Source organism: Pseudomonas sp. WP18 (assembly GCF_036689585.1).
Classification (GTDB): domain Bacteria; phylum Pseudomonadota; class Gammaproteobacteria; order Pseudomonadales; family Pseudomonadaceae; genus Aquipseudomonas; species Aquipseudomonas chlororaphis_E.
In genome coordinates, this window is sequence record NZ_CP144758.1 from 1,436,534 (window position 1) to 1,461,923 (window position 25,390).

Genomic DNA, 25,390 nt, shown 5'->3' on the forward strand with positions numbered 1-25,390 from the left:
GATGCTGGCCATTGTCCGGTGGGGCGCTGTATAAGAAAAACCAATCCTGCTGATTGCTCATTAGGAAAACTGATGTTCGACTACAAGTTGCTTTCCGCCCTCGCCGCTGTGGTCGAGCAGGCCGGTTTCGAGCGGGCGGCCCAGGTGCTGGGCTTGTCGCAATCGGCCATTTCCCAAAGGATCAAGTTACTGGAGGCACGCGTCGGCCAACCGGTCCTGGTGCGTGCCACGCCACCGGCGCCGACGGAGATCGGCCGGCGCCTGCTCAACCACGTGCAGCAAGTGCGTCTGTTGGAGCGAGACCTGCAAAGCCTGGTGCCGGCGCTGGATGAAGAAGGCCTGCCCGAGCGCTTGCGCATCGCCTTGAACGCCGACAGCCTGGCGACCTGGTGGGCGGCGGCGCTGGGCGATTTCTGCGCCCGGCAGCATGTGCTGCTCGACCTGGTGGTGGAGGACCAGACTGTCGGCCTCAAGCGCATGCGTGCGGGCGAAGTGGCGGCGTGCGTCTGCGCCAGCGAGCGTCCGGTGGCCGGTGCACGCAGCGTGCTGCTGGGTGCCATGCGTTACCGCGCGCTGGCCAGCCCGGCGTTCATCGCCCGGTACTTCCCCGACGGCGTGCGCGCCGATCAACTGGCCCACACCCCAGCTCTGGTGTTCGGCCCGGACGACTTCCTGCAACACCGCTACCTCGCGTCCCTGGGCGTCGAAGGCGGTTTCGAACACCATTTGTGCCCGTCGTCCGAAGGGTTCATTCGCCTTGCCGAAGCCGGTCTCGGCTGGGGCCTGGTGCCGGAATTGCAGGTGCGTGAACAACTGGCCCAGGGCACGCTGGTGAACTTGCTGGCAGATAAACCGATCGATGTGCCGTTGTACTGGCATCATTGGCGCAATGGTGGGCAGTTGCTCGGTGCGTTGACCGAACAATTGATCCGTTCCTCCCGGCAGTGGCTGGTGCCTTGGGCACCGTCCTAGACGTCAAGCAACAGGTCGCAAGCGACGCACAGTTAAATTGGCAGGTTGTTGTAGCTTGACGCTCGTAACCGCCCTTCCAAGGAGCATTCATGAAAATTCTGGTTACCGGCGCGAGCGGCTTCATCGGCGGGCGCTTTGCGCGTTTCGCCCTGGAGCAGGGCCTGGATGTACGGGTCAACGGTCGCCGGGCCGAGAGCGTGGAGCACCTGGTGCGTCGCGGTGCGCAGTTTGTCCAGGGAGACCTGAGCGATCCGCTGCTGGCGCGTGACCTGTGCGTGGATGTCGAGGCCGTGGTGCATTGCGCCGGCTCTGTGGGGCTGTGGGGGCGTTACCAGGATTTTCACCAGGGCAATGTCGAGGTCACGGAAAATGTCGTCGAGGCTTGCCTCAAGCAGAAGGTCCGGCGGTTGGTCCACCTGTCGTCGCCGTCCATCTACTTCGACGGCCGTGACCACCTCGGGTTGACGGAAGAGCAAGTGCCCAAGCGCTTCAAGCACCCGTATGCCGCCACCAAGTACCTGGCCGAGCAGAAGGTGTTCGGTGCCCAGGAGTTCGGCCTCGAAGTGCTGGCCCTGCGCCCGCGTTTTGTCACCGGTGCCGGCGACATGAGCATCTTCCCGCGCCTGCTGAAGATGCAGCGCAAGGGGCGGCTGGCCATTGTGGGCAACGGGTTGAACAAAGTGGATTTCACCAGCGTGCAGAACCTCAATGAGGCGTTGCTCAGCAGCCTGCTCGTCACCGGTTCGGCCTTGGGCAAGGCCTACAACATCAGCAACGGCGCGCCGGTGCCGCTGTGGGATGTGGTCAATTACGTGATGCGCCAGATGCAAGTCCCACAGGTCAGGCGTTACCGTTCCTACGGGTTGGCTTATAGTGTCGCCGCCCTGAACGAAGGGGTCTGTGCGTTATGGCCGGGCCGTCCCGAACCGACGCTGTCACGTCTGGGGATGCAGGTCATGAACAAGCACTTCACCCTGGACATCAGCCGGGCTCGGCAGTATCTCGATTACGACCCCCAGGTCAGCCTGTGGGCCGCGCTCGATGAGTTCTGTGCCTGGTACAAAGCCCAGGATGCCCGCTGATCGGCCCGTCATGAACCGAGTGCCGGGTTCGGGGTCAATCGGTGCGGCGGGCGAGGGGGTTATACTCGCCGCACCCAGTCATCACCGGTTTCCCAAAGGTTGAACCATGCCCATGCGTAACGATGCCAACGACGACTTCGACGATGTACCGAGCCTGCGGATGCGCGCCGACATCCCCGATGACGATGACTTCCCGACCCACCGCCCGGCCCACGCGCAGGCGCGGCCGGCAGCCGTTGCCGCAGCCAAGGTCAAGGGCCCCAGTACCGGGCCGTTGTGGGCGTTGATCGGCGCCTTGGTGTGTGCGTTCGGCTTCCTGGCCTGGTGGAGCTTCCAGCAGATTTCCCTGATGGAACAGCAGCTGGTGGCGACCCAGGAAAGTTTTGCGCGCATCAGCGAGGATGCGGCAGGGCGGCTGCAGGATATTTCCGGCAAGGTGGTGGCTGGGCAATCCAATGTCATGAGCGACAGCGAAGCCTTGAAGCTGCAGATCAAGCAGCTGGAAGGCAAGCTCCAGGACCAGGCTCGGCAGTTCGACAGCAAGTTGCAGGAGCAGTACAAACTCCAGCAGGCCACGTTCGGTCCGTCCGCCGACCTGGACAAGGAGCTGGCCCAGCTCATTGCCCAGGCCACTGAGCAGCAGAACACCAGTACCCAGTTGCAGGCTGCCAACAAGGAGCTCCAGGCCCAGGTCAAGGCGTTGTCGACTGAAATGACGGCCCTGAAGAACCAAGGCGAGGGCGGAGCGCTGGATGCCCAGCTCAAGAGTATCGGCGCCGACATCACGGCGCTCAAGCGAGCCACCTCCAACTCGGCCCTCGAACGGCTGGAACAGGACGTGATCGTTCTCAAGAGCCAGCAGGACAACGGCGGCAACACCGCCGAATTCGACGCCTTCCGCGGCCAGGTCACCCGCAACATCAACACCCTGCAAGCGCAGATCCAACACCTGCAACAGCAACTCAGCGCTCGCGCCCAGTAAAGCCTTCGCGAGCAAGCCCGCTCCCACAGTGGTCTTGTGGTGCTGGCCGGAATCAGGTCCACCTCCATCCCTTGTGGGAGCGGGCTTGCCCGCGAAAGTGCCGGATCAGTCACGAAGAAGTTGGCTGGCCCGACGCCTTCGCGAGCGAGCTCGCTCCCACAGTGGTCTTGTGGTGCTGGCGGGAATCAGGTCCACCTTCCATCCCTTGTGGGAGCGGGCTTGCCCGCGAAAGTGCCGGATCAGTCACGAAGAAGTTGGCTGGCCCGACGCCTTCGCGAGCGAGCTCGCTCCCACAGTGGTCTTGTGGTGCTGGCGGGAATCAGGTCCACCTTCCATCCCTTGTGGGAGCGGGCTTGCCCGCGAAAGCGTTGGATCAGTCACGAAGATGCTGGCTGGGATGACGCTTTCGCGAGCGAGCTCGCTCCCGCACGGTGTCGTGTTTGCACCGTGTTTTGCTGAATGCTTCCACATCAGCTCATGCCAGCTACTCTCTTGAAATACCCACAAGAACGAGGGCGCGCGTATGGGGTGTTTCCGCAAGATGGCCTGGCTGGGCGCAGTGTTGTTACTGGGGCTGACGCAAGTGCATGCCGCGACGCAAGATGACGGCCAGGCGGCCCGGGCGTTGCTGGAAAAGGCCTTGGCCTATTACCACGATAACGGCGACAAGGCTTTTGCGGCATTCAGCCGCCAGGGAGAGTTCGTCGATCAGGACCGCTACGTCTTTGTGGTGGACACTCGGGGCGTGATGCTCGCCAGTGGCGGACCTTCCTCGGCGCTGATCGGGCGGGACGTTTCCGAAATGCTCGGGCCGGACCTGCGCAAAGCGTTCAAGGATGCCCTGAAGACCCCCGAGGCCAGTGGTATCCAGCAGGCCGAGTATCGCTGGCAGAACTGGGCGGACGGCAAGGTCGAGCGCAAGCACGTGTACTTCCAGCGGGTTGGCGAGCGAATCCTTGCGGTCGGCTATTACTTGCCACGGGCCTCGGCCGAACAGGCCAGGGCGTTACTGGACAAGGCCTCCACCGACCTGCAGAAGAACGAGAAAGCCACGCTGACGGCGATCAACGCACTCAAGGGTGGGTACTTGCAGGATGACCTGTATGTCTTCGTGGTGGATTTGGTAACCCAGCGCTATGTCGCCCACGGCACCAATCTGCGGTTGGTCAACACCGATTTCGCCAAGGTCAGGGATCCAGCAGGCAAGCCGGTGGGCGAACCGATCCTGGCCATGATCGGCAAGCAGCCGACCGGGGAGTACGCCTATCGCTGGAAGAACCCGGTCACGGGCAAGGTCGAGGACAAGCACGCGTACCTGAGGAAGGTCGGGCATTTCCTGGTGGCGGTGGGGTACTACAGCCCGTGAGGCGAGGCGCTGGATATCGTGGCGAGAGCAAGCGCCCTCGCCACAGGTGAATCCAGGCAACCTTCAGCCAGTGGCAATCAGCCTGCCACCAGCACCCGGATCGCTTCCAGGCGCAACGCCGCCTTTTCCAGCATCGCCAGGCCCTGTTCGCGCTGTTGGCGCAGCGCAACCAGCTCGCTGTCGCGTACGGTCGGGTTGACCGCTTGCAGGGCGGTCAGGCGTGCCAATTCTTCGTCGGTATCGGCCGCCAGGCGGCGTTGGGCCTCGGCCACGCGCTCGGCGTGACGCGGGGCGACTTTCTCTTCCCCGGCGTTGATCCGCGGTGAGAGCTGGTCGCGCTGGGCCTGGATGAACTTGTTGGCGCTGGCACGAGGCACGCTTTCGAGCTGGTCGTTCAGCGTGTCGAACGAAACCCGGGCAGCCAGGTCGTTGCCGTTGGTATCCAGCAGGCAGCGCAGGGCGGCCGGGGGCAGGTAGCGGCCCAGTTGCAGCGAACGCGGGGCGACCACTTCGCTGACGTAGAGCAGCTCCAGCAGCACCGTGCCAGGCTTGAGCGCCTTGTTCTTGATCAGCGCCACGGCGGTGTTGCCCATGGAGCCCGACAGCACCAGGTCCATGCCGCCTTGCACCATCGGGTGCTCCCAGGTGATGAACTGCATGTCTTCGCGCGACAGCGCCTGGTTGCGATCGTAGGTGATGGTCACGCCTTCGTCGTCGCCGAGCGGGAAGCTGGCGTCGAGCATCTTTTCACTCGGCTTGAGGATCAGCGCGTTTTCCGAATGGTCCTCGCTGTCGATGCCAAAGGCGTCGAACAGGGTTTCCATGTAGATCGGCAGGGCGAACTGGTCGTCCTGTTCGAGAATGGCCTCCACCAGCGCGTCGCCTTCACCGGCACCACCGGAGTTGAGTTCCAGCAAGCGGTCACGACCGGTGTGCAGCTCGGTTTCCAGGCGCTCGCGTTCGGCGCGGGCCTCGTCGATCAGCGCTTGCCACTGGCCATCGTCGGCCTCTTCCAGCAGCGGCAGCAGGCGCGGGCCGAACTGGTGCTGCAGGGCGTTGCCGGTCGGGCAGGTGTTGAGGAACGCGTTCAGCGCCTCGTGGTACCACTGGAACAAGCGCTCCTGCGGACTGGTTTCCAGGTAGGGCACGTGCAGCTCGATGGTGTGCTTCTGGCCGATCCGGTCGAGACGGCCGATCCGCTGTTCCAGCAGGTCAGGGTGGGAAGGCAGGTCGAACAGCACCAGGTGGTGAGCGAACTGGAAGTTGCGCCCTTCGCTGCCGATTTCCGAGCAGATCAGTACCTGCGCGCCAAACTCTTCGTCGGCGAAGTAAGCGGCGGCGCGGTCGCGCTCAAGGATGTTCATGCCTTCGTGGAACACCGTGGCCGGGATCCCGGAACGCACGCGCAGGGCGTCTTCCAGGTCCATGGCGGTTTCGGCGTGGGCGCAGATCACCAGCACCTTGGTGCGCTTGAGCATTTTCAGCTGGTCGATCAGCCACTCCACGCGCGGGTCGAATTTCCACCAGCGTTCTTCGTCACTGGCGTCCGGCTGCGCCTGGAAGCTGACTTCCGGGTACAGGTCGGCGTGATCGCCCAGCGGCAACTCGAGGTATTCGTCCGGGCACGGCAGCGGGTAGGCGTGCAGCTTGCGCTCCGGGAAACCCTGCACCGCGGCGCGGGTGTTGCGAAACAGCACGCGGCCGGTGCCGTGGCGGTCCAGCAGTTCGCGCACCAGGCGGGCACTGGCTTGGACATCGCCATCGTTGACGGCGGTCAGCAAGGCTTCGCCTTCGTTGCCCAGGAAACCGAGGATGGTCTGGTGGGCTTGCGGCGAGAGACGGCCCTTGTCCAGCAGCTCCTGCACGGCTTCGGCCACCGGACGATAGTTCTCGCTCTCGGCGCGGAAGGCCTTGAGGTCATGGAAGCGGTTCGGGTCTAGCAGGCGCAGACGGGCGAAGTGGCTGTCCTGGCCCAGTTGTTCCGGGGTCGCGGTGAGCAGCAGCACGCCGGGGATGGTTTCGGCCAGTTGCTCGACCAACGCGTACTGCGGGCTGACCTGATCCTCGTGCCACACCAGGTGATGCGCTTCGTCGACCACCATCAGGTCCCAGCCAGCGGCGAACAGCGCGTCCTGGGCCTTCTCGTCGTCCACCAGCCATTCCAGCGCCACCAGGGCCAGCTGGGTGTCTTCGAACGGGTTGCTGGCATCGCTTTCGATAAAGCGTTCTTCGTCGAACAACGCGACCTGCAGGTTGAAGCGCCGGCGCATTTCCACCAGCCATTGGTGCTGGAGGTTTTCCGGCACCAGGATCAGGACACGGCTGGCACGGCCGGACAGCAGTTGACGGTGGATGACCAGGCCGGCTTCGATGGTCTTGCCCAGCCCCACTTCGTCCGCCAGCAAGACGCGCGGTGCAATGCGGTCGGCCACTTCGCGAGCGATGTGCAGTTGGTGGGCGATCGGCTGGGCGCGCACGCCGCCAAGGCCCCAGAGCGAAGACTGCAACTGGCGGCTGGTGTGTTCCAGGGTGTGGTAGCGCAGGGAGAACCAGGCCAGCGGGTCGATCTGGCCGGCGAACAGGCGGTCGCTGGCGAGGCGGAACTGGATGAAGTTCGACAGTTGGGTTTCCGGCAGGGTCACGACTTCGTTCTGCCCGTTGAGGCCGTGGTAGACCAGCAATCCATCGACATCGTCGACTTCACGCACGGTCATCTTCCAACCTTCGAAGTGAGTGATCACGTCGCCCGGCGAAAACCGTACGCGAGTGAGGGGCGCATTCCGTAGCGCGTACTGGCGAGTGTCGCCAGTGGCCGGATAGAGCACGGTCAACAAGCGGCCATCCTGTGCCAGAACGGTGCCTAAACCCAGCTCGGCTTCGCTGTCACTGATCCAGCGTTGCCCCGGTTGATACTGCTGCGCCATGCTGCCTGACTCCCGCCTTGAAAAAGCCGGTTATCTTAACGGAATGATCCTTCAGACCAAAGGATTTACGTACACGGCCCCTCGACAGCAAGGCGATTGGTCACCCGACGGGTAGGGAACTTAAGCGCGCTCAACGATCAAACAGGCTCGGCCCCGGCTTTTTGTTGCAATGCCAACTGGGTCACAAGTTTCGGACCGGCGGTTCAAGCTGCGACGTCCGCCGCCGACAACCTGAAGACAGGAGACCTTTATGTTGCTACCTACGCTCCCTTTGAGCACCGTGCCCGTCACCGCGCAGCAGGATCCGGTTCGTCCACGACCGGACATACCGCCCGTGGTCCCGGTGCAGCAGAGCTCCAGCGAGAGCACCATCGACCTGCAAAAGCGCGATCCGGAAGAGGGGGCGCTGCTGCTGCGCGAGGAGCAACGTCGCCAGCAGGAACGCGACCGCCGTCGCCGCGAAGCCGACGAAGACCCCGAGGAACACCTGGCCGTACCGGGCACCGAGCTCAACGCCGATAACACCGTGCCCGTGGTGCCGCTGATGGAAGAAGAATCGCGCCAGGGCCTGTGGGTCGATATCCAGATCTGACCCAGCCATTGGCCGACGTACGCAGGCTGGTCAACGCCGCCAACAGCCCGCATCATGGGCGCATCCGACTTTCACTGCACGATGCCGACACGCCATGAGCCAAGACGCCAAACTGATCGACCTCAGCGCTGAGCGCGCCAAGCGCGTTCATGACCTCAACGACAAGCGCCTCAACGAAGTCCGCCAGGCTTTCGAGCAAGCGATGCCTTTGGCCAAGCCGAAGAAAAAGCCGAAAAACAAACCGAAAAAGCGCTGAACCCCCTCGATCCATTGATGCAGATCAGTTATTTCCCCACCTTTTCGCCCCGTTGCGGGCGTTATTGACCCCGGTCAATTTCCATCCAGGCCTGATTGGTTAACTTGAACCCATCGCAACAGGGACGAGACCAGGAGGCCAGTCATGTTTTTCGATAATGTGGTGTTTGCCGGTGTGTTGACGGTCGGCCTCATGTTCGTGTTCTTCGCAGGGTTTGGATTATTCATCTGGAAAGACGCCCACAAGCGCAAGAAACCATAGGTCTTTCCGGTTACAACGAGCACGCAAGGCATTTTGGGCGACTTCGGTCGCCCTTTTTTTTGCGCAAAATTCCCGCCCCATGCACCCGCTTTCACAGGGGATAATGTTTTGGGCAAAAAAAAGGTGCGACCCGCGAGGGTCGCACCTTTTTTTCAAGCCGCTGGAATCAGCTGCCCAAGGCTTTCGACGCCAGCCAGAACAACCCGGCCGACAGTGCCACCGTCGCAGGCAGGGTCAGCACCCAGGCCAGGAGGATGTTGCGCACCGTGCCACCTTGCAGGCCGCTCTTGTTGGCGACCATGGTGCCGGCCACGCCCGAGGACAGCACGTGGGTGGTGGAAACCGGCAGGCTGAAGATGTTCGCCATGCCGATCATGCACGCGGCGGTGATCTGTGCCGACATGCCCTGGGCGTAGGTCATGCCTTGCTTGCCGATCTTCTCGCCGATGGTCAGTACCACGCGCTTCCAGCCGACCATGGTACCCAGGCCCAACGCCAGGGCCACCGCCAGGATCACCCAGAACGGGGCGTATTCGGTGGTGGTCGTAAGGTCCTTGCGCAGCTTGTTCAGGTCGTCTTTCTCACGTGCCGCCAGGTTAGGCAACTTGCCCACCTTCTTCGCCGTGTCGTCCAGGCAGAGCAGGTAGCGACGTACTTCAATGCGGCTTTCCGACGGCAGCGAATGGTAGTCCGACACGCCTTTGAGAGTGTCGAGCAGCGCGTTGATGGTCGGTTCGGTCTGCTGCGGGTTGCAGCGGAATTTCTCCGGCAGGTCGCCTTCCACGCTCTTGCCCAGGGCCAGGAATTCGCCCAGCGACTCACTGTTGCGTGTGTAGAACTGGCTCAGGTGCAAGGTCGCGTCGCGGGTCCGTTCGATCTGGTAGGTGGTGCTGCCCAGGTCGAGGACGAATTGCGCGGGCACGATGCCGATCAGTACCAGCATGATCAGGCCGATGCCTTTCTGGCCATCGTTGGAGCCGTGGACGAAGCTGACGGCCATGGCCGAGATCACCAGCACCAGGCGGTTCCAGAACGGCGGGTGCTTCTTGTCGTCGATCTTGCGGCGCTGTTCCGGCGTCTTGTGCATCTTCGACAGCGGGCGCCACCATTTCAGGCCGATCAGCACCAGGGCGGCTATCAGGAAGCCGGCCATGGGTGAGAACACCAGGGACGCGGCGATATCGATCGCCTTCTGCCAGTTCACGCCGTCGGCCAGCGGGATATCGTTGATCAGCGCGTTGGCCAGGCCCACGCCGAGGATCGAGCCGATCAGGGTGTGGGAGCTGGAAGCCGGGATACCGAAGTACCAGGTGCCCAGGTTCCAGGTGATGGCCGCCGCGAGCAGCGAGAACACCATGGCCAACCCGTGGCCGGTGTTCACGTTGATCAGCAGTTCCACGGGCAGCAAGTGGACGATGGCGTACGCCACCCCCACGCCGCCCAGCAACACACCGAGAAAATTGAACACCCCGGAAAAGAACACCGCCAGGTGCGGCGGCATCGCTTTGGTGTAGATAACAGTGGCAACCGCGTTAGCGGTGTCATGAAAGCCGTTGATGAACTCGAAGGCGAGGACAAAAGCCAGGGCGAGCAAGAGGCTCACAAGCACCCAAGCATCCAGTCCGCTGAATAAATCGATCATGAAGGTTTTCTGACCCGGTCGTAAGGGGGCGCGATTATGCCAGAAAACCTCGGTAATCGATGCACTGCCTGCTCATCGGTAACATTCTTCAACGAAATAATTTGTAGGAAACCCTCCGGGACGAAGGGCCCGATGGGGCGCTCAACCCTTTGATTTCGGGGCGCAAAGCGCAGCAGCAGGGGTGACCGGAGTGGTGAAACTCACCCCCAGCGGCTGTATGAAATTTCTGAAAGAAGGTCGGCCTCAACCGCTCACGACCGGCGGTCGCGAGGCGCTGGCAGCCTGCTCGTGGCGGGCGTGCGGTATCAGCCTGCAGCCTGGGTGTGGGCCGCTATCCTTCGACAAACCCCTCAGACGTCGGGCATCAAATGCTCTTCGGCCTTGAGTTCCTTTTCCATCTTTTGAAGTTCCTGGGTAAAAGCCTGGTCTTGAACGGTGGCGCGTTTACGCCAGGGTTTGCGTTCCGGTTCAGGTTGCGCGGCGTAGGTGGTGATTTCTCCGCCGTAAACTTCCTTGTAACGTTGTTCCTGGCGCTCAAGTTCCGCGCGCAGTTCGTCTTTCGTCACAGTTGTACCTAATTAATTGAAATTTATTCTGGTGATACGCACTGCATGTCGTCATGCAGACGGCCACGGCACCAGAGCTGACAGCTGACGTAGCATCAGGGGTTCGTGTTGTTGCCGTTACGGGGAAGCGGCCATCAGGCGCCTCGGGCACCGCAGCTTGGCTACAGTGCCGGCGGACGATAGCGGTTGAAAGCCGTACCGTCACTGAAGCGCATTATAGCGGTCCCGTCGAATAACACTACCGGCAAAAGTTAAAGAGGTCTGTTCTAGGCTATGTACGAAATAGCTTGAAACTTGGTTATGCGGCGTTAAAAACCGGCTCGGAATGCTCATTGACAACCAGTCAAGTCGAGCGCGACCCCGGTCGTTCCTCGCCGGTTTTTGCCTTGCCTAACCTGCGTTTCAAACTATTTCGTACACAGCCTAGTGTGAATCAATATTTGTAGAGGCAACTTAAACACCGCGGGTTTTCCACAGTCGTCGATATCCTGACGCTGGCGGGTTCGACAAGTTCAATAACCCCCCTGCCTGGAGAACGGCCCGCGTTGTTTGCCAAGTTTGTATTGGATCCGAAATGAAAGTACCGATCGACGACCGCGCATTGCGATTATCGATCGTCGGTTCGATAATCGCACGTTGTTGGCGGCCGGCGCTTGCCGGCCCGTTGAGCCGCTGCTTGTAATAGCCCTCCACCCGGGAAGGATCAGACATGAACGACCAATTGCGCAACGCCTTCACTTCAGTCGCGCCACCGATCGTGGCCTCTGCGGCCAAGCGGATCCAGGCCCTGACCGGTGACCCGGACTTCATGACCTCCCTGGCCCGTGGGCTGGCCGTGGTGCAGGCCTTCCAGGAGCGCAAGCGGCATCTGACCATCGCTCAGATCAGCCACCGTACGGAAATTCCCCGGGCGGCCGTCCGCCGCTGCCTGCATACCTTGATCAAGCTTGGCTACGCCACCACGGACGGGCGCACCTATTCACTGCTGCCCAAAGTGCTCACCCTCGGGCACGCCTACTTGTCCTCGACGCCCCTGGCGGTTTCCGCGCAGCCGTACCTGGACCGCATGAGCGAGCAACTGCATGAAGCCTGCAACATGGCCACCCTCGAGGGCGACGACATCCTCTACATCGCCCGGTCGGCCACCACTCAGCGATTGATCTCGGTGGACCTGTCGGTCGGCGGGCGGCTGCCGGCCTATTGCACGTCCATGGGCCGGATTCTGCTGGCGGCGCTGGACGATGCGTCGCTGCGCGATTACCTCGATCATGCCGACCTGCAAGCCAAGACCAGCCGCACCCTGCACACCCCCCAGGCCCTGCTCGAATGCCTGCAACAGGTGCGGCAACAGGGCTGGTGCATCGTCGACCAGGAATTGGAGCAGGGCCTGCGCTCGATTGCCGTGCCGGTGTACGACGCTTCCGGCCAGGTGGTGGCGGCGTTGAACGTCAGCACCCATGCCGGGCGCGTCAGCCGTAACGAGCTGGAGCAGCGGTTCCTGCCCGGCCTGTTGGGGGCCAGTCGCGACCTGAGCGCGCAGTTGTTCACCTAAGTGTTCGATAAACGCACACAGTCGCTTGCGGTGAATTGACGGTGTTTGTCCGGCCTCATTAATGTCGCGCCAGCGTCATCCGGCGTGCTGGAGCCTCCTGGCCCGGCCATGGGTGGGCGACTCGACACAATAATAATGAGAGACACGATGAACCAACCCCAGACCTCCGTAGGCCACTGCCTCGACGTGCAGTCCTTCATCAATGCCCAGCCCATCTCGCGCTACCAGTGGCGGGTAGTGATCCTCTGTTTCCTGATTGTTTTCCTCGACGGACTCGACACGGCAGCCATGGGCTTCATTGCCCCGGCCCTGTCCCAGGATTGGGGGATCGACCGCGCCAGCCTGGGCCCGGTGATGAGTGCCGCGCTGATCGGCATGGTTTTCGGCGCACTCGGTTCCGGGCCCTTGGCTGACCGCTTCGGGCGCAAAGTGGTCCTGGTGGGCGCGGTCCTGCTGTTTGGCGCGTTCAGCCTGGCTTCGGCCTACAGCACCAACGTCGACCAACTGCTGGTGCTGCGCTTCCTCACCGGCCTGGGATTGGGGGCCGGGATGCCCAACGCCACCACCTTGCTGTCCGAATACACCCCCGAACGCAAGAAATCGCTGTTAGTGACCAGCATGTTCTGCGGCTTCAACCTGGGCATGGCCGGCGGCGGGTTCATTTCCGCCAAGCTGATCCCGGCGTTCGGCTGGCACAGCCTGTTGCTGATCGGCGGGATCCTGCCGTTGCTGCTGACGGTCGTGCTGGTGTTCTGGCTGCCGGAGTCGGCGCGTTACCTAGTGGCGCGCAACCGCGGCACCGATAAAGTGCGCAAGACCCTGGCACCCATCGACCCGCACACTGTTGCCCAGGCCGCGAGCTTCAGTGTGCCGGAACAGAAAACCGTGAAGGCGCGCAACGTGCTGGCGGTGATTTTTTCCGGGACCTACAGCGCCGGCACGCTGTTGCTGTGGCTGACCTATTTCATGGGGCTGGTGATCGTCTACCTGCTGACCAGTTGGCTGCCGACACTGATGCGCGACAGCGGCGCGAGCATGGAGCAGGCCGCGTTCATCGGCGCGTTGTTCCAGTTTGGCGGGGTGTTGAGTGCGGTGGGCGTGGGCTGGGCGATGGACCGGTTCAACCCGCACAAGGTCATCGGCCTGTTCTACCTGATGGCCGGGGTGTTTGCCTACGCGGTAGGGCAGAGCCTGGGCCACATCACATTGCTCGCGACGCTGGTGCTGGTGGCCGGCATGTGCGTCAACGGCGCGCAATCGGCGATGCCGTCCCTGGCGGCGCGTTTCTATCCGACCCAAGGCCGCGCCACCGGGGTGTCGTGGATGCTCGGCATCGGTCGCTTCGGCGCGATCCTCGGAGCCTGGATGGGGGCGACCTTGCTGGGCCTGGGCTGGAACTTCGAACAGGTGCTGACCGCCCTGGTCATTCCCGCCGCACTGGCCACCACGGCGGTGGTGATCAAGGGGTTGGTCAGCCATGCGGATGCGACTTGAGCGGCTGACACAAATTCCCTTGGGATAAATCCCATCCCCTGTGGGAGCGAGCTCGCGATTGCGGTGTGTCAGTCTCCGAGTCTGGGGCTGACGGAACGTCATCGCGAGCAAGCTCGCTCCCACAGAATGCGTGGCACAGGAACCAATCGTTAGCCAAACAACAATCTGTTCGATAAACGAACACTCAGTCGATTATCGGATTGTTTGGCGTTTTGCCGCGGCTTACTCTTGGGTCACTCCGGCGCTGAACCTCGCGCCTTTTTCTTCATGTCGCTCTACTGGAATACGGGAGCCTGCACCATGGCTGAAATCCTTTCGCTGCACGATGCGGTGAAGCAGTTCGTCAACGACGGCGATACCGTCGCGCTCGAAGGCTTCACTCACCTGATCCCGACCGCAGCGGGTCACGAAATCATTCGTCAGGGCAAGAAAGACCTGACCCTGGTGCGGATGACCCCTGACCTGATCTACGACCAGTTGATCGGTGCCGGTTGTGCGCGCAAGTTGATTTTCTCATGGGGCGGCAACCCGGGCGTGGGCTCGCTGCACCGGCTGCGCGATGCGGTGGAGAAGCAGTGGCCGCAACCGTTGGAGATCGAGGAACACAGCCACGCCGACCTGGCCAATGCCTACGTCGCCGGTGCCTCCGGCCTACCGTTCGCGGTCCTGCGGGCCTACGCGGGTTCCGACCTGCCCAAGGTCAACCCGCTGATCAAGAGCGTCACGTGTCCGTTTACCGGGGAGGTGCTGGCCGCCGTGCCGTCGGTGCGCCCGGACATCACCGTGATCCACGCCCAGAAAGCCGACCGCAAGGGCAACGTGTTGTTGTGGGGCATCCTCGGCGTGCAGAAGGAAGCGGCCCTGGCTGCCAAGCGTTGCATCGTCACCGTGGAAGAAATCGTCGACGACCTGAACGCGCCGATGAACGCCTGCGTGCTGCCCACCTGGGCCCTCAGTGCGGTATGCCTCGTACCGGGCGGCGCGCATCCTTCCTACGCCCATGGCTACACCGAACGTGACAACCGTTTCTATCAGGCGTGGGACCCCATCGCCCGCGACCGTGAGACGTTTACCGCCTGGATCGACGAATTCATCCGTGGCACCCAGGATTTCACCGAATTCCAGGCCCGACTGGCTGCCGCTTCGGAGGCGAAACAATGACGTACTCCACCAACGAGATGATGACCGTGGCCGCGGCCCGTCGCTTGAAGAACAACGCCGTGTGCTTTGTCGGCATCGGCCTGCCGTCGAAAGCGGCCAATCTGGCGCGGCTGACGTCGGCACCGGATGTAGTGTTGATCTACGAGTCCGGCCCGATCGGTGCCAAGCCTGGCGTGCTGCCGCTGTCCATTGGCGACGGCGAGCTGGCGGAAACCGCCGACACTGTGGTGCCGACCGGTGAGATCTTTCGCTACTGGTTGCAGGGCGGGCGTATCGACGTCGGCTTCCTGGGCGCTGCCCAGGTCGACCGTTTCGGTAACATCAACACCACGGTGGTGGGGGATTACCACCAGCCCAAAGTCCGTCTGCCAGGTGCCGGTGGCGCACCGGAAATTGCCGGCTCGGCCAAGAGCGTGTTGATTATCCTCAAGCAGTCGGCGCGTTCGTTCGTCGACAAGCTGGACTTCGTCACCTCGGTCGGCCACGGTGAGGGCGGTGATTCACGCAAGCGCCTGGGCCTGCCGGGTGCGGGCCCCGTGGGCATCATTACCGACCTGTGCATCATGGAACCGGAAGCCGGCAGCCATGAGTTCGTGGTCACGGCCTTGCACCCTGGCGTCACCCGTGAGCAGGTCATTGCCGCGACCGGGTGGGCAATCCGCTTCGCCGACCAGGTGCACACCACCGCCGAGCCGACCGACGTGGAGCTGCGCGCCCTGCGCGATCTTGAAGCTCGCACGGCGGCGGCCCACGGCCAGGCACCGGGAGAAGCCTGATGCGCGACGTCTATCTCTGTGATGCGATTCGTACCCCCATCGGCCGCTTCGGCGGTGGCCTGGCAGCCGTGCGCGCCGATGACCTGGCGGCCGTGCCGATCAAGGCACTGATGGCGCGCAACCCGTCGGTGGACTGGGAGGCGGTGGACGAGGTCTTCCTCGGCTGCGCCAACCAGGCCGGCGAGGACAACCGCAACGTCGCGCGCATGGCGCTGTTGCTGGCAGGCCTGCCGGAGAGCATTCCCGGCGTAACCCTCAACCGCCTTTGCGCCTCGGGCATGGACGCCATCGGCACAGCGTTCCGCGCCATTGCCAGCGGCGAGATGGAGCTGGCGATCGCCGGCGGGGTGGAGTCGATGTCTCGCGCTCCTTTCGTGATGGGCAAGGCTGACGCGGCGTTCTCCCGCAACATGAAGCTGGAAGACACCACCATCGGTTGGCGCTTCATCAACCCGTTGATGAAAGCCCAGTACGGCGTGGACGCGATGCCGCAGACCGCAGACAACGTGGCCGATGACTACGCGGTGTCCCGCGAAGACCAGGATGCCTTCGCCCTGCGCAGTCAACAGCGCACGGCGGCGGCCCAAGCGGCGGGCTTTTTTGCCGAAGAGATCGTGCCGGTACGGATCGCCCACAAGAAGGGCGAAACCGTGGTCGAGCAGGATGAACACCCGCGCGCCGACACCACGCTTGACGCCTTGGCCAGACTCAAGCCGGTCAACGGCCCGGACAAGACCGTCACCGCCGGCAATGCCTCTGGGGTGAACGACGGTGCGGCGGCGCTGATCCTGGCGTCCGCCGACGCGGTGAAAAAACATGGCCTGACCCCGCGCGCCAAGGTCCTGGGCATGGCCAGCGCCGGCGTGGCACCGCGGGTCATGGGCATCGGTCCGGTGCCGGCGGTGCGCAAGCTCACCGAGCGCCTGGGCCTGGCGGTCGCCGACTTCGATGTGATCGAACTCAATGAGGCCTTCGCTAGCCAGGGCCTGGCGGTGCTGCGCGAATTGGGGCTGGCGGACGATGCGCCTCAGGTCAACCCGAACGGCGGCGCCATCGCGCTCGGTCATCCGTTGGGCATGAGCGGGGCGCGGCTGGTGCTGACGGCATTGCACCACTTGGAAAAGACCGGCGGCAAGAAAGGCTTGGCGACCATGTGTGTCGGCGTCGGCCAGGGCCTGGCATTGGCTATCGAACGCGTCTGACGCGTCGCACTACTAATAAGAAACCGAGGAATGCTTCATGACTGACAAGCCTGGTTATCGTCGCCCTCAAGCGGGCACCCAGCCGCAATACCTGCACCCGCCGTACCAGTCCACCAACTTGCGCTCGCCGTCCAAGCCGCTGGTGTTCCTGCCTCATTCGCTGTCGGAAATCACCGGCCCGACCGTCGGCGCCGACCGCGTGCAGGAGAAGGACAACGACCTCACCGCCCAGCATGCCGGCGAGCCATTGGGGGAGCGGATTATCATTCACGGGCGGGTGCTGGATGAGAACGGCCAGCCGGTGCCGGGCATCCTGGTGGAGATCTGGCAGGCCAACGCCGCCGGTCGCTACCACCATGACCGCGACAAGCACGATGCGCCGCTGGACCCGAACTTCACCGGCACCGGTCGCGCCATCACCGACGCCGACGGCTGGTACCAGTTCCAGACCATCAAGCCCGGCGCGTACCCCTGGGGCAACCACCACAACGCCTGGCGCCCGGCCCATATCCATTTCTCGCTGTTCGGGCCCAGCATCCTCACGCGCCTGGTGACGCAGATGTATTTCCCCGGCGACCCGCTGCTGGCCTACGATCCGATCTACAACTGCGTGCCGGACACCCGCGCCAAGGAACGTTTGATCGCCAGCTTCGACCTGGAAAAAACCATCCCTCACTACGCCCTCGGTTATCGCTGGGACATCGTCTTGCGCGGCCGCGATGCCACGCCGATGGAGAAATAAGATGACGCTCACCGCCACCACATCCCATACCGTCGGCCCTTACTACCACATCGGCCTGACCTGGCTGAACCGCGAAGACTTGACCGTCGCCGAAACCCTCGGCCAGCGCGTGGCGATCACCGGGCAGGTGATCGACGGCAATGGCGAGTTCGTCAACGACGCCATGCTGGAAGTCTGGCAAGCCAACGCCGCCGGCAAATATGCCCACCCGGAAGACGATCAGGACAGGCCTCTGGACCCCAGCTTCGAAGGCTTCGGCCGGGTGCCGGTGGACGCTGAGGGGCGCTTTCGCTTCACCACCATCAAGCCGGGCACCGTACCGGGGCTGGGGGGCACGACCCAGGCGCCGCACCTGGTGGTGCTGGTGTTTGCCCGCGGCCTGGTCAAGCACCTGCTGACGCGCATCTACTTCGACGGCGAGCAGGCCAACGAAACCGATCCGCTGCTGGCTTGCGTACCCGAAGAGCGTCGCGCCACCCTCGTGACCAAGCCCGATGCGTCGGGGGTGTACCAATGGAATGTGGTGTTGCAGGGGACGGATGCCGAGACGGTGTTTTTCGATTATTGAAGAGCTCCTGTGGCCAGATACCTCAGGCTATCTAACTCACTGTGGCGAGGGAGCTTGCTCCCGCTGGCTTGCGCAGCAAGCCCAAAAGCTGGCGACTCGGTATGGCTGACGTCGATTTGCGGCTGCTTCGCAGCCGAGCGGGAGCAAGCTCCCTCGCCACGGGGATGTGAAGCTACTGTGGAACGGGACTGTTACGAAGTGTGTCTAGACTTTGTCAGTCCCTAACGAGTGAATAACCCATGACCACCCCAACCAGCCACTACACCGGCGAAGAACGCAGCAAGCGCATTTTCGCTATTGTCGGCGCTTCGTCCGGCAACCTGGTCGAATGGTTCGACTTCTACGTCTACGCGTTCTGCGCGATCTATTTCGCGTCGGCGTTCTTTCCCTCGGACAACCCCACGGTGCAACTGGTCAACACGGCCGGGGTCTTCGCCGCCGGGTTCCTGATGCGACCCATTGGCGGCTGGATATTCGGCCGAGTGGCGGACCGTCATGGGCGTAAGAACTCGATGATGATCTCGGTGCTGATGATGTGCTTCGGCTCGTTGCTCATCGCCTGCTTGCCCACCTACAAGGACATCGGCGTCTGGGCGCCGGTGCTGCTGTTGTTCGCGCGTTTGCTGCAAGGCCTGTCGGTGGGGGGCGAGTATGGCACCACGGCCACCTACATGAGTGAAGTCGCTCTCAAGGGCCAGCGTGGCTTCTTCGCTTCGTTCCAGTACGTGACGCTGATCGGCGGGCAACTGCTGGCGGTGTCGCTGGTGGTGATCCTGCAGCAGTTCCTCAGTGAAGAAGAATTGCGTGCCTATGGCTGGCGGATCCCGTTCGTGGTCGGCGCCGTGGCCGCGCTGATCTCGCTGTTCCTGCGGCGTTCCCTCAAGGAAACCAGCAGCAAGGAAATGCGCGAGAACAAGGACGCCGGCAGCATCGCCGCGCTGTTTCGCAGCCACAAGGCCGCGTTCATCACCGTGCTGGGCTACACCGCCGGCGGCTCGTTGATTTTCTACACCTTCACCACCTACATGCAGAAGTACCTAGTGAACACCGCCGGCCTGCCGGCCAAGACCGCCAGCTACATCATGACCGGTGCGCTGTTCCTGTACATGTGCATGCAGCCGCTGTTCGGCATCCTGGCTGACAAGATCGGCCGACGTAATTCCATGCTCTGGTTCGGCGCCCTGGGGGCGTTGTGCACAGTGCCGATCCTGTTGACCCTCAAGAGCATCAGCAGTCCGTTCCTGGCGTTTATCCTGATTACCCTGGCCCTGGCGATCGTCAGCTTCTACACCTCCATCAGCGGCCTGGTGAAAGCCGAAATGTTTCCACCCGAGGTGCGCGCGCTGGGAGTAGGGTTGGCCTACGCGGTGGCGAATGCGATTTTTGGCGGTTCGGCCGAGTACGTGGCCTTGAGCCTGAAGGCCCAGGGTATGGAGAACGCCTTTTACTGGTATGTCACGGTCATGATGGTGGTGGCGTTCCTGTTCAGCCTGCGCCTGCCCAAGCAACCGACGTATTTGCATCACGACCTTTGACTCATCCCTATTGATCCAACCGCGCCGGCCTCAAGGTCGGCGCACCCAAGGACTGTCTATGAGCGAACGACCGGGCAATCAGCTGTTCGATGCCTATTTCACTGCCCGCGACATGCGCGAGGTGTTCTGCGATGCGGGCCGGGTCCAGGCCATGCTCGACGTCGAGGCGGCACTGGCCCGGGCCGAGGCGTGGGTGGGGGTGATTCCCGCCAGTGCGGTGGCGCCGATCGAGCAGGCCTGTCGCGCCCAGTGCTATGACTTTTCGGCGCTGGGTGAGGCCATTGCCAGTGCTGGCAACTCGGCCATCCCGTTGGTCAAGGCGTTGGGCAAGCGCATCGCCGCCACCGACGCCGAGGCTGAGCGCTATGTGCACCTGGGCGCCACCAGCCAGGACGTGATGGACAGCGGGCTGGTGCTGCAGCTGCGCCAGGCGCTGGCGTTGATCGAAGACGAACTGGCGCAGTTGGCCGACACCCTGGCCCGTCAAGCCGAGCACTACGCCGCCACGCCGCTGGCCGGCCGTACTTGGCTGCAGCATGCAACGCCGGTGACCCTGGGCATGAAATTCGCCGGTTGGCTGGGGGCGATCACCCGCAGCCGCCAACGGTTGAAAGAGCTGAAGCCGCGCTTGCTGGTGCTGCAATTCGGCGGCGCCTCGGGGACTCTTGCTGCGCTCGGCGAGCAAGCGTTGCCCGTCGCCCAGGCCCTGGCCGCCGAGCTGCAACTGAGCCTGCCGGAGCAACCGTGGCACACCCAGCGCGATCGCCTGGTGGAGTTCGCCGCGGTGCTCGGGCTGATCGCCGGCAGCCTTGGCAAGCTGGGCCGCGACATCAGCCTGCTGATGCAGACCGAGGCTGGCGAGGCGTTCGAGCCATCTGCACCCGGCAAGGGCGGTTCATCGACCATGCCCCACAAACGCAACCCGGTGGGCGCGGCGGTGTTGATCGGCGCGGCGACGCGGGTGCCTGGCCTGGTCTCGACGCTGTTCAGCGCCATGCCCCAGGAACATGAGCGCAGCCTCGGTCTGTGGCACGCCGAATGGGAAACCTTGCCGGAGATCTGCTGCCTGGTGTCCGGCGCCCTGCAACAGGCTCGGTTGCTGGCCGAGGGGCTGGAAGTGGACGCGGCGCGCATGGCCCGCAACCTCGAACTGACCCAGGGCCTGGTGCTGGCCGAAGCAGTGAGCATCGTCCTGGCCCAGCGGGTCGGGCGCGACACTGCCCATCATCTGCTGGAGCAATGCTGCAAGCGCGCTGTCGCCCAACAGCGGCATTTGCGCGAGGTGCTGGGGGACGAACCCCAGGTCGCCGCGCAGTTGTCCGCCGCCGAACTCGATCATTTGCTCAACCCCGCCCACTACCTCGGCCAGGCCCGCACCTGGGTTGCCCGAGCGGTGGCCGAACACCATGCCTTGAAGGCCTGAAAGGAGACTGTTGTGGGATTCGTCAAACTCGCCGACGGCGAACTGAATTACCGTTTCGACGGGCGGCAAGACGCCCCGGTGCTGGTGCTCTCCAACTCCCTGGGCACTGATTTGCACATGTGGGACGACCAAGTGGCGGCGTTCGGCGAACATTTTCGCGTGCTGCGTTTCGACACCCGGGGTCACGGTCAGTCGTTGGTCACCGAAGGCCCCTACAGCATCGAGCAGTTAGGCCGCGACGTGCTGGCGATGCTCGATGCGCTGGACCTCGACCAGGTGCATTTCTGCGGATTGTCCATGGGCGGGCTGATCGGCCAGTGGCTGGGGATCAACGCGGGTGAGCGCCTGCGCAAGCTGGTGGTGTGCAACACCGCCGCCAAGATCGGCGATCCGTCGGTGTGGAATCCGCGAATCGAAACCGTGCTGCGTGACGGCAAGGCGGCAATGGTGGCGTTGCGTGACGCCTCGATCGCCCGCTGGTTCACCCCGGACTTCGCCGAGGCTTATCCAGAGAAAGCCAGAAAAATCACCGACATGCTCGCCGCCACCTCGCCCCAGGGCTACGCCGCCAACTGTGCGGCGGTGCGTGATGCGGATTTTCGTGAGCAGTTGTCGTCGATCCGCGTGCCGCTGCTGGTGATCGCCGGCGCCGAGGATGCAGTCACGCCGCCGTCGGGTGGGCACTTTATCCAGGAGCGGGTCAGTGGCGCGCAATACGCCGAGTTCCGTGCCGCACACCTTTCCAATGTCCAGGCCGGTGCCGCATTCAGCGCTCGGGTGCTGGATTTCCTGCTCGGGGCCTGAGGAGTTTTCTGTGGACGAGAAACAACGTTACGACGAAGGCATGCAGGTACGCCGCGCGGTGCTGGGCGATGCCCACGTCGACCGCAGCCTCAATGCCCTGAGTGAATTCAACAGCGAATTCCAGGAGATGATTACCCGCCACGCCTGGGGCGACATCTGGACCCGCCCGGGCCTGCCGCGCCACACCCGCAGCCTGATTACCATTGCCATGCTGATCGGCATGAACCGCAACGAAGAGCTCAAGTTGCACCTGCGCGCCGCGGCCAACAACGGCGTGAGCCGCAGCGAGATCAAGGAAGTGATCATGCAGAGTGCCATCTACTGCGGCATCCCGGCGGCCAACGCCACCTTCCACCTGGCCGAGTCGGTGTGGGACGAGCTGGGCGTCGAGTCACGGGAGTAGATTCACCGCAACCCCTGTGGGCGTGGGCTTGCTCGCGAAAGCGGTGGGGCAGCTTGCATCGATGTTGAATGTGATAACGCCTTCGCGAGCAAGCCCGCTCCCACACTGATCTTCAGCGGCCACAGGGATTTGCGTACAGCACAAATCCCTGTGGGAGCGGGCTTGCTCGCGAAAGCGTTGGGTCAGCTTGAGGTGGTCAATTTTTTCCGGACACCTCAATCGGTGTTTTTCAGGCTGCTTGCCGCTCATACTGATTGGGCGGCAAGTAGCCCAAGGATGAATGGATTCGCCTTCCGTTATAGAACCGCACGATGTAGTCCGTGATGTCTTTGATCGCTTCGCCATGGTTGGCGTAATCCTTGCGCCAAACACGCTCCATCTTCAGATTCAAGAAGAAGCGCTCCATGACCGCATTGTCCCAGCAGTTGCCCTTGCGACTCATGCTGCAACGCATTCCATGTCGCGTCAGCAAGTTCTGGTAATCCGTACCGGCATACTGGCTGCCTCGATCCGAATGAGCGATCAAGCCCGGTTCAGGTTGTCTCTGCGCGATGGCCAGTTGCATCGCACTGCATACCAACTCTGCTCGCATGTGGGGTGCCATGGCCCAGCCCACGATTTTGCGTGAGTACAGGTCCATGACGGCCGCCAGGTACAGCCAGCCGCTGCGGGTACGGATGTAGGTGATGTCAGCGACCCACGACTGGTTGATGCGCTCGGGATTGAACTGGCGATTGAGCAGGTTCTCAGCCACCGGAAAATTGTGATTGCTGTCAGTGGTATGAACGAACTTGCGCTTCCAAATCGGACGCAAATCCTGTTGTTTCATCAGGCGGCGGACCTTGTTCCGTCCAACGGAGACGCCAGTGTCACGCAGCGCTTTCACCAAACGACGGCTGCCATAACAGTGTTCATTGGACACGAAGGCAGCCTTGAGCTGAGCGGAAACCGAGCACACAGGTTTTGGCTTCAAACGCCGCTGACGAGCTTCGTAAAACCCCGAACGACTGATCCGCAACACCCGGCAGATACGCGCCACCGGGTAGGCCTTGCATTGGACTTGGTGAACCAACTGGTGGATCACTTCAACTCGCGGGCAAAGAAGGCCGTAGCTTTTTTTAATATGTCATTATCCGTCTTCAGTTCGCGGACTTGCTGTTCAAGCTGGCGAATACGCTGCTGGTCGCTGGTCAATGGTTTGCCAATCCCCGTACCGCCCGACTGCTCGGTTTGATACTGCTGAACCCAGCGGCGCACGGCGGTATCGCTCAGGCCTAAATCGGTACAAACCGAGTTCACGCTCAGACCTTGATCAACAACCATCTTGCAGACCTTCAGCTTGAACTCGGCGTCGAATTTTCTGTACTTCTTAGTCATGGAATATTCCTCAATGAGTGTAGTTTCACCCATTGAGGTGTCCGGGGCTATTAGACCAGCTCAGCTTGCATCGATGTTGAATGTGACGATGCCTTCGCGAGCAAGCTCGCTCCCACAGGGATCTTCAGTGGCCACAGGGATTTGCGTACAGCACAAACCCCCTGTGGGAGCGGGCTTGCTCGCGAAAGCGGTGGGGCAGCTTGCATCGATGTTGAATGTGATAACGCCTTCGCGAGCAAGCCCGCTCCCACACTGATCTTCAGCGGCCACAGGGATTTGCGTACAGCACAAACCCCCTGTGGGAGCGGGCTTGCCCGCGAAAGCGGTGGTACAGCCTCCATCCATGTTTGGCTTTTACAGCAGGCTGATCGGGTAGCTGATGAAAATGCGGTTCTCATCGAACTCATTGGTGCTGAAATCCCGCCGCATCGTCGAGTTGCGCCATTTCACGTTGAGGCTTTTCAGCGCGCCGCTCTGCACGGTGTAGGCCAGTTCGGTTTCGCGGCCCCATTCCTTGCCATCGTCGACGGTGGCGGTGTGCACATTGTCGCCGCTGATGTAGCGGTTCATCAGGGTCAGGCCCGGCACGCCGACGGCGGCGAAGTTGAAGTCGTGGCGCAGTTGCCAGGATTTTTCCTTGGCATTGTCATAACTGGAGTTGTAGCTGTCGTTGGCCAGGGTGCCGCCGCTGGTGCCGTTGACGCGCATCCACGCGTCATCGCCGCCGACTTTCTGCAGGCCGACGTAAAAGGTGTTGCCGCCGTACTTGGCCGAGAGCATGGCGAACGCGGTTTTGTTGTCCAGGTCACCGGCCAGTGCGCTGCCGTCTTCCTTGCCGATGAAGTAACCGAGGTTGGCGCCCAGGGTCCAGTCGCCGATGGGCTGGCTGTGGGTCAGGTTGAAATACTGCTGCTGGTAGATGTCGGACAGCTCGGCGTACCAAACCCCGACCTGGGTGCGCTTTTCATTGAAGGCGTATTCGCCGCCGCCGAAGTTGAAACGGTCGGAGGTGAAGGCGCCGCGGCCGTTCATCGACATGTCTTCCATGCTCGCGTCGTTGCGCGGGCTGTTGCCGCGGAACTGACCGCCGTAGAGGCTCAGGCCGTTGATCTCGGTGGAGGTCACCTGGCCGCCACGGAAGGTCTGCGGCAGGGAGCGGCCGTCGTCGGAACGCAGGATCGGCAGCACCGGCATCCATTCGCCGACCTTCAATTCGGTCTTCGACACCTTGGCTTTCAGTGCCACACCCAGGCGCCCGAAATCATTGGCCGGACGACCGTCGTCATGCACCGGTAGCAACTGCGTACCCGCCGTGCCGCGACCGCCGTCGAGCTTGACCGAGTACAGGCCCAGCACGTCCACGCCGAAACCGACCACGCCCTGGGTGAAACCGGACTTGGCGTCGAGGATGAAGTTCTGGGTCCATTCCTCGGCTTTGCCCTGGGCGTTGTTCGGGTTGGTGAAGTTGCGGTTGAAATAGGCGTTGCGCAGGGTCAGCGTGGCCTTGGCATCGTCGATAAACCCTGGTTCTGCCGCCAGGACGGGCAGGGCGACGCTGGTCAGGGTGATGGCAATGAGGCTGGGGAACAAATGCTGTGTGGGCTTCATGGGGCGTTGTCTCTTATTTTTTCTGGACGAAGCGGATCGTTGCCGCACTTTTTTTAGGTGCAAGCGGTAAGGGGGTAGCCAGGGTTATTAGGGCGATTGGGG

The 25,390-nt window shown here is 62.6% G+C and carries 23 protein-coding genes; 18 read left to right on the forward strand and 5 right to left on the reverse strand.

The window, feature by feature from the left end; translation table 11 throughout:
* Positions 1 to 72 precede the first annotated feature (72 nt).
* The 4 genes from V5F23_RS06330 to V5F23_RS06345 all read left to right on the forward strand — a co-directional run bounded on the left by V5F23_RS06330 (position 73) and on the right by V5F23_RS06345 (position 4,402).
* Positions 73 to 972 carry a LysR family transcriptional regulator ArgP gene (locus tag V5F23_RS06330; RefSeq protein WP_042729848.1) on the forward strand — a complete coding sequence of 300 codons (900 nt, stop codon included), beginning with the start codon at positions 73 to 75 and terminating at the stop codon, positions 970 to 972.
* An 89-nt stretch (positions 973 to 1,061) separates the two neighbouring features.
* Positions 1,062 to 2,054 (forward strand): NAD-dependent epimerase/dehydratase family protein, encoded by a 993-nt coding sequence (locus V5F23_RS06335; protein WP_123579539.1) that lies wholly within the window; start codon positions 1,062 to 1,064, stop codon positions 2,052 to 2,054.
* 106 nt (positions 2,055 to 2,160) lie between these two features.
* The gene (locus V5F23_RS06340; protein WP_123579538.1) at positions 2,161 to 3,036 is read left to right on the forward strand and encodes an ATPase; all 876 of its coding nucleotides are present in this window, start codon (positions 2,161 to 2,163) and stop codon (positions 3,034 to 3,036) included.
* A gap of 523 nt (positions 3,037 to 3,559) precedes the next feature.
* Positions 3,560 to 4,402, forward strand: coding sequence for a cache domain-containing protein (locus V5F23_RS06345; protein WP_042731792.1), 843 nt, complete (start codon positions 3,560 to 3,562; stop codon positions 4,400 to 4,402).
* Between the two features lie 77 nt (positions 4,403 to 4,479).
* On the opposite strand, the gene rapA is transcribed toward V5F23_RS06345, so the two are convergent.
* Positions 4,480 to 7,326: an RNA polymerase-associated protein RapA gene (rapA, locus tag V5F23_RS06350; protein ID WP_042731791.1), complete on the reverse strand. Its 2,847-nt coding sequence runs from the start codon at positions 7,324 to 7,326 to the stop codon at positions 4,480 to 4,482.
* A gap of 250 nt (positions 7,327 to 7,576) precedes the next feature.
* Between rapA and V5F23_RS06355 the strand changes: the two genes are divergently transcribed.
* The 3 genes from V5F23_RS06355 to ccoM all read left to right on the forward strand — a co-directional run bounded on the left by V5F23_RS06355 (position 7,577) and on the right by ccoM (position 8,435).
* Positions 7,577 to 7,918 carry a hypothetical protein gene (locus tag V5F23_RS06355; protein WP_042731790.1) on the forward strand — a complete coding sequence of 114 codons (342 nt, stop codon included), beginning with the start codon at positions 7,577 to 7,579 and terminating at the stop codon, positions 7,916 to 7,918.
* Between the two features lie 94 nt (positions 7,919 to 8,012).
* Positions 8,013 to 8,174 carry a hypothetical protein gene (locus tag V5F23_RS06360; protein ID WP_172679726.1) on the forward strand — a complete coding sequence of 54 codons (162 nt, stop codon included), beginning with the start codon at positions 8,013 to 8,015 and terminating at the stop codon, positions 8,172 to 8,174.
* A gap of 144 nt (positions 8,175 to 8,318) precedes the next feature.
* On the forward strand, positions 8,319 to 8,435 hold the full coding sequence (gene ccoM / locus V5F23_RS06365) for a cytochrome c oxidase subunit CcoM (RefSeq protein ID WP_025212288.1): 117 nt from the start codon (positions 8,319 to 8,321) through the stop codon (positions 8,433 to 8,435).
* Positions 8,436 to 8,601: 166 nt separating this feature from the next.
* Here ccoM and V5F23_RS06370 read toward each other — a convergent pair whose 3' ends face one another.
* Complete coding sequence (locus tag V5F23_RS06370; protein ID WP_042731789.1) at positions 8,602 to 10,077, reverse strand: inorganic phosphate transporter; 1,476 nt, start codon at positions 10,075 to 10,077, stop codon at positions 8,602 to 8,604.
* Positions 10,078 to 10,427: 350 nt separating this feature from the next.
* Complete coding sequence (locus V5F23_RS06375) at positions 10,428 to 10,643, reverse strand: hypothetical protein (protein ID WP_042731788.1); 216 nt, start codon at positions 10,641 to 10,643, stop codon at positions 10,428 to 10,430.
* A 709-nt stretch (positions 10,644 to 11,352) separates the two neighbouring features.
* Here V5F23_RS06375 and pcaR point away from each other — a divergent pair.
* From pcaR to pcaC, 11 genes are all read left to right on the forward strand, one after another.
* Positions 11,353 to 12,195, forward strand: coding sequence for a pca regulon transcriptional regulator PcaR (gene pcaR, locus V5F23_RS06380; RefSeq protein ID WP_042731787.1), 843 nt, complete (start codon positions 11,353 to 11,355; stop codon positions 12,193 to 12,195).
* A gap of 147 nt (positions 12,196 to 12,342) precedes the next feature.
* Positions 12,343 to 13,689, forward strand: coding sequence for an MFS transporter (locus tag V5F23_RS06385; protein WP_338497790.1), 1,347 nt, complete (start codon positions 12,343 to 12,345; stop codon positions 13,687 to 13,689).
* Between the two features lie 300 nt (positions 13,690 to 13,989).
* The gene (locus tag V5F23_RS06390; RefSeq protein WP_047738474.1) at positions 13,990 to 14,850 is read left to right on the forward strand and encodes a CoA transferase subunit A; all 861 of its coding nucleotides are present in this window, start codon (positions 13,990 to 13,992) and stop codon (positions 14,848 to 14,850) included.
* Positions 14,847 to 15,626: a CoA-transferase subunit beta gene (locus V5F23_RS06395; protein ID WP_047738476.1), complete on the forward strand. Its 780-nt coding sequence runs from the start codon at positions 14,847 to 14,849 to the stop codon at positions 15,624 to 15,626. Before V5F23_RS06390 ends, V5F23_RS06395 begins: the two co-directional genes overlap by 4 nt.
* Positions 15,623 to 16,828: a 3-oxoadipyl-CoA thiolase gene (gene pcaF, locus V5F23_RS06400; RefSeq protein WP_199925100.1), complete on the forward strand. Its 1,206-nt coding sequence runs from the start codon at positions 15,623 to 15,625 to the stop codon at positions 16,826 to 16,828. Before V5F23_RS06395 ends, pcaF begins: the two co-directional genes overlap by 4 nt.
* A 37-nt stretch (positions 16,829 to 16,865) precedes the next feature.
* Positions 16,866 to 17,570: a protocatechuate 3,4-dioxygenase subunit beta gene (pcaH, locus tag V5F23_RS06405; RefSeq protein WP_047738478.1), complete on the forward strand. Its 705-nt coding sequence runs from the start codon at positions 16,866 to 16,868 to the stop codon at positions 17,568 to 17,570.
* A 1-nt stretch (position 17,571) separates the two neighbouring features.
* Positions 17,572 to 18,138: a protocatechuate 3,4-dioxygenase subunit alpha gene (pcaG, locus tag V5F23_RS06410; RefSeq protein ID WP_123579536.1), complete on the forward strand. Its 567-nt coding sequence runs from the start codon at positions 17,572 to 17,574 to the stop codon at positions 18,136 to 18,138.
* Positions 18,139 to 18,377: 239 nt separating this feature from the next.
* The gene (locus V5F23_RS06415; protein ID WP_042732687.1) at positions 18,378 to 19,673 is read left to right on the forward strand and encodes an MFS family transporter; all 1,296 of its coding nucleotides are present in this window, start codon (positions 18,378 to 18,380) and stop codon (positions 19,671 to 19,673) included.
* 58 nt (positions 19,674 to 19,731) lie between these two features.
* The gene (locus tag V5F23_RS06420) at positions 19,732 to 21,096 is read left to right on the forward strand and encodes a 3-carboxy-cis,cis-muconate cycloisomerase (RefSeq protein WP_338497793.1); all 1,365 of its coding nucleotides are present in this window, start codon (positions 19,732 to 19,734) and stop codon (positions 21,094 to 21,096) included.
* 12 nt (positions 21,097 to 21,108) lie between these two features.
* A complete protein-coding gene (gene pcaD / locus V5F23_RS06425; protein WP_338497796.1) occupies positions 21,109 to 21,900 on the forward strand; it encodes a 3-oxoadipate enol-lactonase in 792 nt (263 codons plus the stop codon).
* A 10-nt stretch (positions 21,901 to 21,910) separates the two neighbouring features.
* Complete coding sequence (pcaC, locus tag V5F23_RS06430) at positions 21,911 to 22,303, forward strand: 4-carboxymuconolactone decarboxylase (RefSeq protein WP_042732684.1); 393 nt, start codon at positions 21,911 to 21,913, stop codon at positions 22,301 to 22,303.
* Positions 22,304 to 22,532: 229 nt separating this feature from the next.
* Here pcaC and V5F23_RS06435 read toward each other — a convergent pair.
* Positions 22,533 to 23,680 (reverse strand): IS3 family transposase gene (locus tag V5F23_RS06435; RefSeq protein ID WP_144419424.1). Its coding sequence is split into 2 segments (ribosomal slippage): positions 22,533 to 23,425 and positions 23,425 to 23,680, totalling 1,149 coding nucleotides; the frame shifts between segments, so codons are not numbered across the junction.
* Positions 23,681 to 24,034: 354 nt separating this feature from the next.
* Positions 24,035 to 25,288, reverse strand: a complete 1,254-nt coding sequence (locus tag V5F23_RS06440) for an OprD family porin (protein WP_338497798.1) — start codon at positions 25,286 to 25,288, stop codon at positions 24,035 to 24,037.
* Positions 25,289 to 25,390 lie beyond the last annotated feature (102 nt).